The sequence below is a fragment of the Motiliproteus coralliicola genome (genome assembly GCF_003345655.1).
GTDB classification, from domain to species: Bacteria; Pseudomonadota; Gammaproteobacteria; order Pseudomonadales; family Balneatricaceae; genus Motiliproteus; species Motiliproteus coralliicola.
In genome coordinates, this window is sequence record NZ_QQOH01000001.1 from 1,236,544 (window position 1) to 1,250,942 (window position 14,399).

Below are 14,399 nucleotides of genomic sequence, written 5' to 3' on the forward strand. Positions count from 1 at the left end.
CTGCTCTGCAAAAGCTGCAAATATAACGTACACTCACGCCCATCTATGGGAGAAGCAACATCCGCCAGAGCGGCGGGCATTATCTCTCAATCCCCTAACATTGTCTTGTGGAGCCTCTATGCAATTTCAGATCTCCAGTGCCAGCCTGACCGAGCTGGAAACCCCCTGCCTTATTGTTGCTGTCGGTGAAGAGGGCGAACTCTCCAGCGCGGCCCGTCAGTTGGACGAAGCCAGCAACGGCTACCTCAGCGATATCGTCTCCGCCGGCGACATACGCGGCAAAACGGGAGACAGCCTGCTGCTGCAGAAGTTCGACGGTATCAAGGCACGCCGTGTGCTGCTGCTGGGTATGGGTAAAGAGAGCGAACGCAACGACCGCAGCTTCACCAAGGTACTGGCCAGCGCCCTGTCCAGCCTGAAGTCGATCAATGTCAGCGAAGTCTCCATCGCGCTGGACGACAGCGTCATCCCAGGCCGTGACTGCTACTGGCGTACCCGCACCCTGGCCGAGCAGTTCAGTGCCGGGCTGTACCAATTTGACCAGCTCAAGAGTAAAAAAGGCGATGCCCCGGCGCTGGAAACCATCGAAATTCTGCTCGAGGAAGCCGACGTCGAAACCGGCGAGGTCGCTATTATCGAAGCTTCCGCGATCGCCAACGGGGTCAGTACCGCTCGCGATCTGGGCAACCTGCCCGGCAATATCTGCACCCCCACCTACCTGGCCGCCCAGGCCCAGGAACTGGCCGACGAGTACGACAGCCTGAGCCTGGAAGTGCTGGAAGAAGCCGAGATGCGGACTCTGGGCATGGGCTCACTGCTGTCGGTATCAGCCGGCTCGGAGCAACCAGCCAAGCTGATCGTATTGCAGTACCGCGGCGCTGGCGAGAACGACCGCCCCCACGTATTAGTCGGCAAGGGCATCACCTTCGATTCCGGCGGCATCAGCCTGAAGCCGGGCGAAGCGATGGACGAGATGAAGTACGACATGTGCGGCGCCGCCAGTGTGATGGGCACCATGACCGCCGTGGCCGAGCTGGGACTGGAGCTTAACGTCGTCGCCGTGATCGCCGCCGCCGAAAACATGCCCAGCGGCGTGGCCACCAAGCCCGGTGACATCGTTACCACCCTGTCTGGCCAGACCGTCGAAATTCTCAACACCGACGCCGAAGGTCGACTGGTGCTGTGCGATGCGCTGACCTATGCCGAGCGGTTCCAGCCGGTCAGCGTGATCGACATCGCGACCCTGACCGGCGCCTGTATCATCGCGCTGGGTCACAAGGCCAGCGGTCTGCTGTCCAACAACGACCAGTTGGCCGAGCAGCTGCTGGGAGCCGGAGAGTACACCAACGATAAAGCCTGGCGTCTGCCGCTGTGGGACGACTATCAGGAGCAGCTGGACTCCAACTTCGCCGACATGGCCAACATCGGCGGTCGGCCGGCTGGCACCATCACTGCCGCCTGCTTCCTGTCACGCTTCACCAAGGAGTTCGCCTGGGCGCATCTGGATATCGCCGGCACCGCTTGGGTCAGTGGTAAGCAGAAAGGCGCCACCGGTCGCTGCGTGCCGCTATTGACTCAATACCTGATCGATCGCGCCGACGGCGATGACAACGAATCGGGGAGCGATAGCTAAGCCGATGAAACGCAGCGACTTCTACGTCCTGCCGACCGAAGATCCGGACGCCCGCCGCCGCTTTCTCTGCAAGGTGTTGGAGAAGGTGGTGGCCCTGGGCCACCGGATCTACATTCGGACCAATGACGAAACCCAAGCACGTCAGCTTGACGAATGGCTATGGGATTACCGGCCGGAGGCCTTCCTGCCCCACAGTCTGCTGGCAGCCGGTTTAAACTCACCGATCGAGATCGGCTACGGCGACAGCAAACCGGACCACCGCGAAGTGTTCGTCAATCTGGCCCTGGAGATCGATGAGTTGGCGTTGGAGTTCAACCGCACCATCGAGATCGTGGTTCAGCAACCCGAGATCCTCGAGGCCACCCGGGCCAACTACCGCCGTTATCAAGGCCAGGGCTACGAGATCCATATGAACGACATGCGCCGCAAAGGCTGAATCCGCAGTAAACAGGGTTCAGCCCCGTCGCTGCCACAGCAGCAGCTGATTATTCGCCGGCATCGATTGATCCAATACCAGCTGCAGTCCCTGCGCCTCAGCCAGCCGGTCGACCGCTTCAAAATCTCGAATCCCGCTGGCCGGGTCCCGCTGTCTCAACCACTGATCGAATTCGGCATTGCTGGCGCTGGTGTAGCCGTCTTGGTAGCGAAACGGGCCATAGACCGCCAGCTTCCCCCCATCCTCCAGTACCCGACCAACACCGGTAAACAAGCGCTCAAGCTGCCCCCAGGAAATGATGTGGAAGGTATTGGCGGTGAAGACGGCATCGACTGGATCGATCGACCAATCCTGCCAGGCCACATCCAGCGGCCGGGGTGGGGCCAGATTTTCCGCCGGCTGGCGGCCCAGATTATCTTTGAGATCGACCAATTGACCGGGATGATCGGTCGGCAGCCACTCCAACCAGGATAACGACCGACTGAAATAGGACGCGTGCTGGCCGGTACCCGAGCCGATCTCCAGCACCCGGCGCCTATCGGCAAACTGCTCCAGCAGCAGTTCCAGAATCACTCCCTTGTTGCGCTCGCAGGCTTCCGAATAGCTTCCCATCGATCCTCCTCCCTCGCGATCAAACATTGTTGTCTAAAAACTTACCAAACTCGGTAGTTCGTCCTGATCACTGATCAGCTTAGTCGCTGCCATGGCGATGACGCCAAAACATGAACCCAGTTTCCAGACACAAAAAAGCCGAAGCGGTTGCTTCGGCTTATAGCTAGCGACGCGAGTAATGCGTTGTCGATTACAATTCCTCGATTACGCCTCGTCGAGCAGCTCGTCGGCCAGTTCGGCCGGTTCAATCTCCAGCCCGGTCATGTCGCTGTTCCAGTTCGGACCCAGTAGCACTCCATCCTCGGCCATGCCCGGCAGCCAGCGCTCGACAAAGCTGACCAGGTCGATCGACTGGGGTTCAAACTTGGCCCACTCGTCACAGCATTGCGCCTGGGCATCCGCCTTGTCGGACCAGAAAGGGATTACATCGGTGTCCTCGAACTCTTCCGAGTCACAAATGATCCAACCGTCGTCGTTGGTCACACCCCAGACCTTGCCGGTCTGCTGAATGGTTTCGAGGAAAAGACGGTAGTTCTGTTGCGGATCGTTGCCAAGCTGGCTCATGGGATCACCACTGTTGGAGCTGTTAATCGAATGGAGGCGCATCATAGCGCCCTCTGCGCCCAAGCCCAACCGATTTCTATTGATGGGATCAAAATTCGATCAATCAACAATCCGCGCGACCAATCACTCGGATGCAACCCTTCTGTTTCTCGGGATGGCTTTATCCTGTACGGCGGCGCGATATAATACCGTTCATCTTGGCTTAATCTGCCGCTGGTTACGGTTAGACCCGTCTCTGATAACGTATCCCTGGCAACAGCAAAAGGCTCAAACGTGAAAGTTAAACTACTGACCGCTCTATTCTTTACTGCCCTATTCTCCGTTACCGCCCAGGCCGACTGCAGCTTCAAGTACCAGATCTGCGAAAAGAGCTGCGACGTTAAACATCTCGGTGACGATGCCGCCGTGGCAGGCTGTACCTCAAAATGCGTCGCCAAACGGGGCGCCTGTCTGGCCGAGGTCGGCGCTGAAAAAACCGTCGAAGCCGGTAAAGATGCCTGGGAAGGCACCAAGTCCTTTATCAAAGGTTTGACCGACGACTGAGCCTCGTCAACATCCAAACTGATCTGTCCGGGGGCGAGTCGTGAAAGCGGCTACAACGCTGCTCTTAATCGCCCCACTGCGCCCTCCCCCTTAACTATGCGCCTGTGTATAATCGACCGATTCGCCCGCCGGCGAGGCTAGTAGATGCCCGCTTGCCAGGCTCAGATTTTGGCTAACCGCCAACCCGAGTATTAACCGTTATTACGAGTCCAATTAAGACCGCCATGGAAAAGACCTACAACCCCCACGCGATCGAACGCACCTGGTACCAGAAATGGGAACAGAACGGCTACTTCAAACCATCCGGCTCCGGTGATCCCTACTGCATCATGATCCCGCCGCCGAACGTGACCGGTAGCCTGCACATGGGCCATGGCTTCAACAACGCGATCATGGACAGCCTGATCCGTTACCACCGGATGAAGGGACATAACACCCTGTGGCAACCGGGCTGCGACCATGCCGGTATCGCCACCCAGATGGTGGTTGAGCGTCAACTGGGCGCCCAGGGCGTCAGCCGTCACGATCTCGGCCGTGACGCCTTTATCGACAAGATCTGGGAGTGGAAAGAAGAGTCCGGCGGTACCATCACCAACCAGATCCGTCGTCTGGGTTCCTCGGTCGACTGGACCCGCGAGCGCTTCACCATGGACGATGGTCTGAGCGAAGCGGTTAAGGAAGCTTTCGTTCGCCTGCATCAGGACGGCCTGATCTACCGCGGCAAGCGCCTGGTTAACTGGGATCCGAAATTCCACACCGCGATCTCCGACCTGGAAGTCGAAAACATCGACGAGAAGGGCAACCTGTGGCACTTCCGTTACCCGCTGGCCGACGGTGAAACCACCAGCGAAGGCGCCGATCACATCATCGTCGCCACCACCCGTCCGGAAACCATGCTCGGTGACTCCGCCGTCGCAGTGCACCCGGAAGATGAGCGCTACCAGGCCCTGATCGGCAAGTTTGTCACCCTGCCGCTGGTCAACCGCCGTATCCCGATCGTCGCCGACGACTACGTCGACCGTGAGTTCGGCACCGGCTGCGTTAAGATCACCCCGGCCCACGACTTCAACGACTACGAAGTCGGCAAGCGCCACAACCTGCCGCTGATCAACGTGCTCGACCGCGACGCCGCCGTGCTGGCCCAGGCTGAAGTATTCAATATCGACGGCACCCACAACAGCGAACTCGACGGCAGCCTGCCGCAGAACTACGCCGGTCTGGACCGTTTCGTCGCCCGTAAGCAAATTGTTGCCGAATTCGACCAGCTCGGCCTGCTCGAGAAAGTCGATGATCACGCCCTCAAGGTGCCCAAGGGTGACCGTTCCGGTGCCGTCATCGAACCCTGGCTGACCGACCAGTGGTACGTCAGCGCCAAGGAGCTGGCCAAGCCGGCGATCGAGGCGGTTGAGAACGGCGACATCCAGTTCGTACCGAAGCAGTACGAAAACATGTACTTCGCCTGGATGCGCGATATCCAGGACTGGTGTATCTCCCGTCAGCTGTGGTGGGGCCACCGGATTCCGGCCTGGTACGACGATGCCGGTAACGTTTACGTTGGCCGTGACGAAGCCGAAGTCCGCCGCGACAATAATCTCGGCGACGACGTCGCGCTACGCCAGGACGACGACGTACTCGACACCTGGTTCAGCTCAGCTCTATGGACCTTCTCCACCCTGGGCTGGCCGGAAAACACCGACGCGCTGAAGCACTTCCACTCTACCGACGTGCTGGTCACCGGTTTCGACATCATCTTCTTCTGGGTCGCCCGGATGATCATGATGACGCTGCACTTCATCAAAAATGACGATGGCACCCCCCAGGTGCCGTTCAAGTATGTCTACGTCCACGGCCTGGTACGTGACTCCCACGGTCACAAGATGTCCAAGTCCAAGGGTAACGTGCTGGATCCGCTCGACCTGATCGACGGTATCGACCTGGAGTCGCTGGTCAGCAAGCGTACCGCCAACATGATGCAGCCGCAGCTGGCCGCCAAGATCGAGAAGCAGACCCGCAAGGAGTTCCCGGAAGGGATCGCCTCCTACGGCACCGATGCGCTGCGCTTCACCTTCTGCTCGCTGGCCTCCACCGGCCGCGACATCAAGTTCGACATGGGTCGGATGGAAGGCTACCGCAACTTCTGCAACAAGATCTGGAACGCCGCCCGTTACGTGCTGATGAACACCGAGCAGCAGGACGACAATGGCAACGCTATCGGCGCGCTGGACTGCGGCCAGAACGGCGGTGAGCTGGAGCTGAGCCTGGCCGATCGCTGGATCATCTCCCGCCTGCAGCGTACCGAGCAGCAGGTCGAGAAAGCGATGGCTGAATTCCGCTTCGACCTCGCCTCACAGGCGATCTTCGAATTCGTCTGGAACGAATACTGCGACTGGTACCTGGAACTGTCCAAGCCGGTTCTGTGGGACGAGAACGCCACCGAGGCCCAGCTGCGCGGCACCCGTCGCACCCTAGTCCGGGTGCTGGAAGCGGCCTTGCGTCTGGCGCACCCGTTCATGCCCTACATCACCGAAGAGATCTGGCAGCGCCTGGCGCCGCTGGCGGGCAAGTCCGGTGACACCATCATGCAGCAGGCCTTCCCGCTCGCCGATCTGAGCAAGATCGACGAACAGGCCGAAGCTGACATCGAGTGGCTCAAGGGCACCATCGTCGGTATCCGTAACATCCGCGGCGAGATGAATATCTCCCCGGCCAAGCATATCGACGTCCTGTTCAACGGCCCCAATGCCGACGACCAGGCCCGTCTGGACGCCAACCGTCAGTTCCTGACCAAGCTGGCCAACCTCTCCTCCGCCCAATGGCTGGAAGGCGAAGCCCCGCTGGCCGCCACCCAACTGGTTGGCGAGATGGAAGTGCTGGTGCCGATGGCCGGTCTGATCGACAAAGACGCCGAGCTGGCCCGTCTGCAGAAGGAGCTGGATAAGCTCGGTAAGCTAATCAAGCAGGTCGAAGGCAAACTGGGTAACAGTAAGTTTGTTGATAATGCGCCGGAGGCTGTGGTTGCCAAGGAGCGGACTAAGCTGGAAGACGCTAAGGGAGCCAGTGCGAAGTTGCAGGAGCAGTACGATAAAATTGCGGCCTTGTGATTTGGGCTGATTAGTTAGCTAGACTAAAGCGCCACCTTCGGGTGGCGTTTTTATTCTTAATTTAACGACCTTGATTGTGTAAAAACTGCACCTTTGCCTTCTCCATTAATGCAGAACCCATATAAGAAACAGAAATATATTTTAAATCAAGCACTTATCAATAAAGATATTCCATAAAAAAACATTCTTGATTTCTCAATATTTTATTCTATATTAAATAAAGATAATAATATCTTATTCAAATAATAGAAGAATTAGCAGGATTAATTATGAAAAAGGATTTACTAGATCCGCAAGTATTTATGGAATCATCTGATTTAAACATTAATACAGGAGTACCTGAATTTTCAGGTGGCGGAGGGGGGCCTGCCCCTAATTATATATCTGATGATTTACCATCTACTACCCAAGAAACCCCCAGCAAAAGTGCTTCCCCTTCCCATTCAAAACAACTAGATGCAAAAAAACCGTTAACTGCGGCCCAACGGCAGGCAAAGTCAAATACTATTTTAGATAGGCTTTGCAACCATGAAGTTATGATTAATGTTTATTTAGAAAAAGACAGTGGAGAAGTATCCTACCTAGCTAGCAAAATAGCAGGGGCAAACAAGAAAGTTATTTTTCTTCAAGATCATATTAGCTATTTAAATATCACAACAAACAATAAAGGAAAACCCCAAAAAATAGGTATATTACTTAGGATAAAGGCTGAAATAACAACTAATGATAAAGATGTTAATCTAGGAAGCCTATTCGCTATTGGTGCAGCAGCTTCATCAAATAGCATTGATGGAAAACTAAGCATAATAGTCTATGGCCTATCAGGAAAAGCTATTTTAGAGTCTATACCCGCTCCTGGAGATTTTTCTGAAAATTCATTAATGAATGCTCTAACTTGTATAGCAACTATAAAATCAAAAATATATGAGAAAGGCGTTTATATAAATCCAACTTTAATTCCTGATTTTAATTAGATATTAAAAACCAGAATGATTTATCTGTTCATGTAAAACCAAGCAATAAATAAAGAAGCTTTCTGTTACGGAGCTCCCTCCCGGCAACCTATATTTCGCTCCCCCGAGCGCCTTCATTCTTTGTGCATAGCGACAAAGAACGAAGCAAGAAAACGCCTAGCCCAATGACTTGTCGGCTTCGCCGATGCCCTGCGCGTTGCCTTCGAAAATAGGCACCGATTGAACTCGGCCTTCGGCCTCAGACAGTAATCGGTGCTGATCCATTTTCAAAGCCAATGCTCGGCTGCGTCAAGGGCGGTTGAAACCGTGCCAGCCGAAAGAACACTCCAAACTTGCAGGATAAACTCCCCACCCCCTTTTGCGCCGGTGAGCATTGGGCTGACAGATGGATCAGCGGAGACGGCTGTTTGAGGGAGCGTAGCGAGTGAGTTTCCGTCGCAGCCCATCTGACAGTTCAACGCGCAACGAAGTCAGCGAAGCTGACCAAGCAAGTGGGGCGGCTTTTCTTTGGTTCGGTTTCTTTTGCCCGCGCAAAAGAAATGAACGCGCTTGGGAAAGCGCAACAAATAACCTCATCAAAACTCAGCAACCCAGAACAACTTCAACTCGAACAGAGCAACTTAAAGACCCCTATACTTCAATTAGACTCAATGCTAGACCAAACCTAGCCAAATCCCATCAGCCCCAGCCGATGGACACCACCATGAACGAATCAAACACCCCCAAAACCACGCCCCCTACCTCTTCCGAACTCACCGCCGACCAAATCCTCGACGCCGCCCTCGATCTCGCCCAACAACAGGACAACTGGTACGACTTCAACCTGACCGATCTGGCCAACCATTGCGACACCAGCATCAACGCCATCCGCCAGCATTACCCCGATACCAACGCCATCGCCAATGCCTGGTTTGCCCGGGCGCTGGAGGCAATGTTGGTCGAACTGGACGATGAGATGCAGTCGCTGCCGGTTAAATCCCGCCTGGAGCTGATTGTCTGGCGCTGGTTCGAGGCGCTGGCACCCTACCATCGGCTCAGCGCCCAGATGCTAGGCGCCAAACTGCATCCGCCCCACGTGCACCACTGGGTACCGATGATTTTTGACCTGTCGCAGCTGGTACAGCTGTGGCGTGATGCCGCCGGGCTGCATACCGGTGGTCGGCGGCGGCAGATCGAAGAGATAGTCCTGACCAGTATCTTTGTTCGAACCCTGTGCAGTTGGTGTCGGGATAACAGTGCCGAGCAGTCCAACAGCCACGCCAAGCTGCTGGAGCTGTTAGACAAGGCCGATCGGGCATCCAGTTTCTGGTTTCACGACCAAGCCGCTTAAGTGGCTTAAGTGGTCGAGCCTTCCGGCAGTCTGGTTGGCGACTCGAGATAGCGCTCCACCAATCCACTCACATCCACCTGCGCCCGTAGTCGGGCACAGAGCAGATAGGTGCCGGCAATCTTGCGGTGCAGGAACAGCACATCGGTCGGCGGCAGGTGCAGATAGCGTTGTTGGACCCGTAGGTCGATGGCGATATCGGCCACCCGCTGAGACAGATCCGACGCGGCAAAGTCATAGGGTCCTTGATGTCGAAACGGCTCGGCGACGGTGTTGATCATCTGGCTCAGGCCACGTCGGTAGACTTGGGCCTCATCGGCGCGCAGGTAGCCCAGTTCAGCGGCATGGGTTTCTATCTGCTGCAAATCACCGGCGCGAGCCGCTCTCATCAGGCGGCGCAGGCGCTCGATAAAGTCTCGGCTGTAGGCCCGGGTGGCGCCGAAGTCGAGCAGCCCGATCCGCTCCTGCTCCGCCTGATAACGGAAGTTGCCGAAATTGGAATCGGTCTGCACCAAACCCCAGTCAAACAGCTCCCTCAGCACCAGTTCGGCCAGCTGGCTGGCCACCCGGTTGCGCACCTCTGCCGATGCGCCGGCCAGCTGCTCAATCGGCATCCCTTCGAGGTAGGTCATGCAAAGCACTTCTTGGGTGGTTCGCTCGGCTACCACTTCGGGCATCACAAACTCTGGACTGTCTGCCAGCAGACGCCGGTAAGCATTCAGTTGCTGCGCCTCCACGCAGTAGTCCGCTTCCAGATGCAGCTGGCGTTTGGCTTCCTCCAACAAGGGAGACAAATCGAAATCTTTGGGGACCAGGCGCAGCAGATTGAACAGGGTCGACACATTATCGACATCGCTGTCGATACTCTGGCGCACACCGGGGTACTGGATCTTGATCGCCAGATGCTGCCCCTCTTTGGTCAACGCTTCGTGGACTTGGCCGATCGACGCCGCCGCCAATGGGGTAAACGAGAAACGATCGAACGCCTCTTCCCACCCCCGGCCCCAGGCGTTTTGCATCACCAGGGCGACCTGCCCCAAGGGCATGCTGTGGGCATTCTCACGCAGACTGGAGAGGATCTGGGTCAACTCCGGCGGCAGGTAATCTCCCGCTTCCATCGACAGCAGCTGACCCACTTTCATCGCGGCTCCGCGCATTTCCGACAGCCGATCCGCTACCTGCTTGGCATTCCCCGGGGTCAGCAGCAATTCGCGGGGATGCAACGGCTTACCGGACAGCAGGTTATTGGCCCCTTCTCGGATCATACCGCCTGCCAGCCCGCCAACAAGCCGGCCCAGCTTCATCAGCCGCCGCGCACGGTGGGTGGGTAGAGGTGTTTCTCTGGCCAAGGGGGAGCTACTCCTGATCTGAAAGGCGCAAGCGAAGGTTCGAACCGGTCCTAGCTAAGTCTAGACCGGAGGCCTGACTTTCAGACCGGTTTTACCAGTTTACGCACCACTCATCAGACCGGATCAGTCCGCATCAGTCTCACTCTGAAGGGATGGTCTCGTTCAACGGGGCAAGCTCATTTGAAACATCGCCTTAATCGCCACCGCAACCGCCGCCACAGCCCGAAGAATCGCTGTCACCGCCTCCGCCGCAACCTCCGCCGCAACCGATATGCCCGGCGCAATAGTAATCCCCGCTTGTCTTCTTGCAGTCGAGCGCGTACTTGAACCCATCGTCAATGTTGAGCTGTTGATCGATAGCAAACAGCAACGGCAATCGGTTGGCCGCTTTCGGCGCCATACCTTCACGCTGGCAGGAGAGCTTCCAGGCCAGCTTCAGCCCCTGCTGGGCATCGGTTGGGGTACGCATTGCTTCGGCTGGGGTGTGATGAAGGAACCGTCCCAACGCCTTACCGCAGAAATACTCGTATTTGCGGGTAAACAGAATAAATTCGTGCCAAGCGACATCGACAACCTGCGACGGCATCGACACCATCCGTTTACCGGCCAGATTACACAGATGGAAATACTCCCGCAGACCGCAGAACACGTACTCCACATCCTGCTCCGACAACTGAGGGTATTTCTCGGTCAGCTTAACGGCGATACTGGGTGGAAAGCGAAACTCATCGATCAGCTGCTGACGGCGCTTTTTGCGTTCTCTGCGATAGAGCCAAAACACAACCACAGCGGCCAGGGCAACCGGTAAACCAGTGAATATCGGGTCCATGATCCTGCTCAGATAATGAAAAAAGGCAGAGTAACCTGCCCGCCACCCTACTGCCACTCCGAGGCTAACAACTCGGTAATCAACTGATAACGCTGGGGTAATGGTCGGTGTTTCTTGTGAAGCAGATAGATTGATTCCGACACCGGCTGATCTAGCGAAGCGATAGTTAGTTGTTCCGGGTAAGGAAAGACAGCCACCGCCGACTGGGGAAGCACGGTGAATCCCAGTCCCATCGAAACCGGCAGTAGGATCTGACTCAGTTGGTTGATATAGCCGCTCTGGGGTAGCGAATCCATGCCCACATAGTGCGACGCAAAATTGGCTTCCAGCAGCTGGGAAGCATAGTGGTGACCATCCGGATGGTTGATAAACCCTAACCTCAACAACAGCTCCCAATCAGGCTTGGACTGATCGGGTACCGTACTGGCCGGAAGCACCAGACAAAGCAGGTCCTGCCCCAGCCTCTGTTGAGTCATCACAGGGTCGGAACAGGGTTGGCTGACGATGCCAAGATCGGTTTGATTGGCTTTAATCCGTTCGATGATCGCCTGGTTCGGTGCCGCCTCTAGATTGACCTGTAGGGCTGGGTAGCGTTGCTGCAACGCCAGTAACGCCGGATACAGCCGCAGTGCCATGGCACCCGAGCAGGCCAGTTGCAACGCTCCGGCTTCAGGATTATCGCCGACGATCGATTCTCGTAATTGCGTTTCCGCCTCGACCTGGTTTTGCGCGTAGTCGTACAGGCGCTGCCCCGCCTCGGTCAGCTCGAAAGACTTGCCGTACCTGGCCAGCAATGCGGCACCTAACTGCTGCTCCAACTTCTTAATATGCTGACTGACGCCGGGTTGGGTCATATGCAGCTGCTCGGCGGTGCGGGTGAAGTGCTGAGTATCGACCAACTCAACAAAAGTACGCAGCAGGATCGGACTTATCATAATTTAAAATTATCAAATAGATCATTAATGATAATTTCATATTAGCATGCCCACTCCATACACTGCTCGTATCCCAACCCGATGGAGACTCGCAGATGACTCAGCCAATCAAGCCACAACCGAATCAAGCCCCCTACCCGCGTACTTTTTCCCATATCGGTATTTCTGTTCCGGATCTGGAAGCGGCGGTGAAGTTCTACACCGAGGTGCTGGGCTGGTACCTGATCATGGAGCCTACCGAGATCATCGAGGATGACAGCGCCATCGGTCAGATGTGTACCGATGTGTTCGGCCCGAACTGGGAGTCATTCAAGATCGCCCACCTGTCCACCGGTGACCGGATCGGCGTCGAGCTGTTTCAATTCAACAATCAGCAGAAGCCTGAAAACAACTTCGAGTACTGGAAGACCGGTATCTTCCACTTCTGTGTCCAGGATCCGGATGTGGAAGGTTTGGCTGAAAAGATCGTCGCCGCCGGCGGTAAGAAACGGATGGCGGCACCCCGATACTATTATCCCGGCGAAAAACCTTTCCGGATGATCTATATGGAAGACCCGTTCGGCAATATTCTGGAGATCTACAGCCACAGCTACGAGCTGCATTACGCCTCAGGCGCCTATAGCTGAAGCCGGCAGCCATCAGGCTGGGCCTGGCCCAGCCTTTTCACTCTAGGCAATACCGCACATCCTGCATCGGGCGATGATCAACAGCATCGACACTCCCGCTGGTGCGGCTGGTAACCGATCAGATTGCCGCGGTGGTCCAGCTCCATCGCACAGCAACCCTCAAACAACTGTCTCAGCTGCAGCCGGGCCCGTTGGACACGAGACTTCAGGGTCGAGTAACTGACCCCCAGCTCCTCGGCCAACGCTTTTTGCGAGCGCCCATCGATATCAACCGCTCGCAGCAACGCTGCCGCCTCCGCATCCAGACCATCGATAAAGGGTTTTACGCAGTCACCCAGCTGTTGTAACGCAACCGGTTCGTTATCAAACCACAGCCCTTCGCTCCGCTGTTCTCCGGCCTGCGGCTCATCAGCCAGCCAAGCGTTCTGGCGGCCTCGACGGCGATAGAAGTCGATCACCACATTCCGTGTCAGGGTGTAGAGCCAGGGTTTCAACCGATCGGCACCGCGCAGGCCAGCGATCTGTTGATGGGTCTTGATCAAGACCTCCTGCAGCAGATCATCGACATCGGCCGGGTTGGCCACTTTCGATTGCAACAGCCGCTTCAGGCTGGCGCTGTACTCTTGCCAGATCTGTTCGATCGTCACAACGCTCCCCTATCCAAATAATGCCAAGCCCGACAGCCAAGCCTCACCCTTGGCCTTGTTACGACCACGATGGCTAGCAACAGCTGCTGTTGGCACAGGCTTGGTCGCTTTCATTCGAGTTGCAGTTCTCGCCACGGCCTAACAGGGTCTGATCGGAAAGATAGAACTCGCTGAAGCGGTCGTCAAAGTCCGCCGAAACCGACTTCTCGGCCAGCCCGGTGGCCAGTAGCGCCTGTTGCCAGTGTTTGACCTTTGGGAACCCTGACAAAAAATCATAACCGCTACGCTGTTCGATCACCGCGGCCCGGTGCAGCAGGGGCAGCCAGGCGATATCCACCATGCTCAAGGCCGTGCCGTTAAAGTAAGGGCAATCAGCGAGCGCTAGATCCACTTTACTGAACGCGCTGTCCAACTTGGCCCGGCGCTCAACCAGCGTATCCGAATCCGGGCTGCGTTGAGCGCTGCACTGGACCAGGTAGTGTTTGCTGGCCAGATAACTCCAGGCCCGATCCAAGGCTCGCTGTTCGGACCCAAGCTCTGGCTGCAAGGCCGGGTAAGCCTCCTCCAGATACTCGACGATCGCATCGGATTCGAACAAAACGCTACCGGACTCCGTCACCAGCAGCGGCACCTGGCCATTGGGTGAGATCTCCAAGAACCATTGGGGTTTGTCGCTCAGGCTGATGTATTCCACCTGGTAAGGAATCTGCTTGGCTTCCAGCAGCGCGGTCACCCGCTGGACGAACGGACATATTTTGAAACTGATCACTTTGAGCATCGTTTTCCTCAGGATTTGGTTACTGTTGATCAGTAAGACGCAGCC

14 protein-coding genes are annotated in these 14,399 nt (G+C 56.4%); 7 read left to right on the forward strand and 7 right to left on the reverse strand.

From position 1 onward, the window contains the following. The first annotated feature begins 118 nt into the window (after positions 1-118). Together DV711_RS05425 and DV711_RS05430 are read left to right on the forward strand one after the other, a co-directional pair. Positions 119-1,633: a leucyl aminopeptidase gene (locus DV711_RS05425; RefSeq protein ID WP_114694603.1), complete on the forward strand. Its 1,515-nt coding sequence runs from the start codon at positions 119-121 to the stop codon at positions 1,631-1,633. Positions 1,634-1,637: 4 nt separating this feature from the next. After that, positions 1,638-2,069 carry a DNA polymerase III subunit chi gene (locus DV711_RS05430; RefSeq protein WP_114694604.1) on the forward strand — a complete coding sequence of 144 codons (432 nt, stop codon included), beginning with the start codon at positions 1,638-1,640 and terminating at the stop codon, positions 2,067-2,069. A gap of 18 nt (positions 2,070-2,087) precedes the next feature. On the opposite strand, the gene DV711_RS05435 is transcribed toward DV711_RS05430, so the two are convergent. Both DV711_RS05435 and DV711_RS05440 read right to left on the reverse strand, forming a co-directional pair. Further along, positions 2,088-2,681, reverse strand: a complete 594-nt coding sequence (locus DV711_RS05435) for a DUF938 domain-containing protein (protein ID WP_114694605.1) — start codon at positions 2,679-2,681, stop codon at positions 2,088-2,090. A gap of 204 nt (positions 2,682-2,885) precedes the next feature. After that, entirely contained in the window at positions 2,886-3,245 is a 360-nt protein-coding gene (locus tag DV711_RS05440; protein ID WP_114694933.1) for a DUF2750 domain-containing protein, read from the reverse strand. 273 nt (positions 3,246-3,518) lie between these two features. Here DV711_RS05440 and DV711_RS05445 point away from each other — a divergent pair, with 273 nt between their 5' ends. The 4 genes from DV711_RS05445 (at position 3,519) to DV711_RS05455 (ending at position 9,193) form a co-directional block, all read left to right on the forward strand. Further along, positions 3,519-3,788: a hypothetical protein gene (locus DV711_RS05445; RefSeq protein ID WP_243633738.1), complete on the forward strand. Its 270-nt coding sequence runs from the start codon at positions 3,519-3,521 to the stop codon at positions 3,786-3,788. 224 nt (positions 3,789-4,012) lie between these two features. Continuing rightward, positions 4,013-6,889, forward strand: a complete 2,877-nt coding sequence (locus DV711_RS05450) for a valine--tRNA ligase (RefSeq protein ID WP_114694606.1) — start codon at positions 4,013-4,015, stop codon at positions 6,887-6,889. A gap of 269 nt (positions 6,890-7,158) precedes the next feature. Continuing rightward, complete coding sequence (locus DV711_RS19285) at positions 7,159-7,863, forward strand: hypothetical protein (protein WP_133297401.1); 705 nt, start codon at positions 7,159-7,161, stop codon at positions 7,861-7,863. A 703-nt stretch (positions 7,864-8,566) separates the two neighbouring features. Further along, the gene (locus DV711_RS05455; RefSeq protein ID WP_133297402.1) at positions 8,567-9,193 is read left to right on the forward strand and encodes a TetR/AcrR family transcriptional regulator; all 627 of its coding nucleotides are present in this window, start codon (positions 8,567-8,569) and stop codon (positions 9,191-9,193) included. A 5-nt stretch (positions 9,194-9,198) separates the two neighbouring features. Here the strand turns inward: DV711_RS05455 and DV711_RS05460 are convergent, their stop codons facing one another. The 3 genes from DV711_RS05460 to DV711_RS05470 form a co-directional block, all read right to left on the reverse strand. Further along, positions 9,199-10,539 (reverse strand): ABC1 kinase family protein, encoded by a 1,341-nt coding sequence (locus DV711_RS05460; RefSeq protein WP_207802535.1) that lies wholly within the window; start codon positions 10,537-10,539, stop codon positions 9,199-9,201. A 193-nt stretch (positions 10,540-10,732) separates the two neighbouring features. Next, positions 10,733-11,368 carry a glycine-rich domain-containing protein gene (locus DV711_RS05465; RefSeq protein WP_114694609.1) on the reverse strand — a complete coding sequence of 212 codons (636 nt, stop codon included), beginning with the start codon at positions 11,366-11,368 and terminating at the stop codon, positions 10,733-10,735. 47 nt (positions 11,369-11,415) lie between these two features. Further along, entirely contained in the window at positions 11,416-12,303 is an 888-nt protein-coding gene (locus tag DV711_RS05470; RefSeq protein WP_114694610.1) for a LysR family transcriptional regulator, read from the reverse strand. A 95-nt stretch (positions 12,304-12,398) separates the two neighbouring features. On the opposite strand from DV711_RS05470, the gene DV711_RS05475 reads away from it, so the two are divergent. Beyond that, entirely contained in the window at positions 12,399-12,929 is a 531-nt protein-coding gene (locus DV711_RS05475) for a lactoylglutathione lyase family protein (protein WP_114694611.1), read from the forward strand. Between the two features lie 77 nt (positions 12,930-13,006). Here the strand turns inward: DV711_RS05475 and sigZ are convergent, their stop codons facing one another. Then, positions 13,007-13,576, reverse strand: a complete 570-nt coding sequence (gene sigZ / locus DV711_RS05480; protein WP_114694612.1) for an RNA polymerase sigma factor SigZ — start codon at positions 13,574-13,576, stop codon at positions 13,007-13,009. A gap of 73 nt (positions 13,577-13,649) precedes the next feature. After that, a complete protein-coding gene (locus DV711_RS05485) occupies positions 13,650-14,354 on the reverse strand; it encodes a glutathione S-transferase family protein (RefSeq protein ID WP_114694613.1) in 705 nt (234 codons plus the stop codon). Between the last annotated feature and the right edge of the window lie 45 nt (positions 14,355-14,399).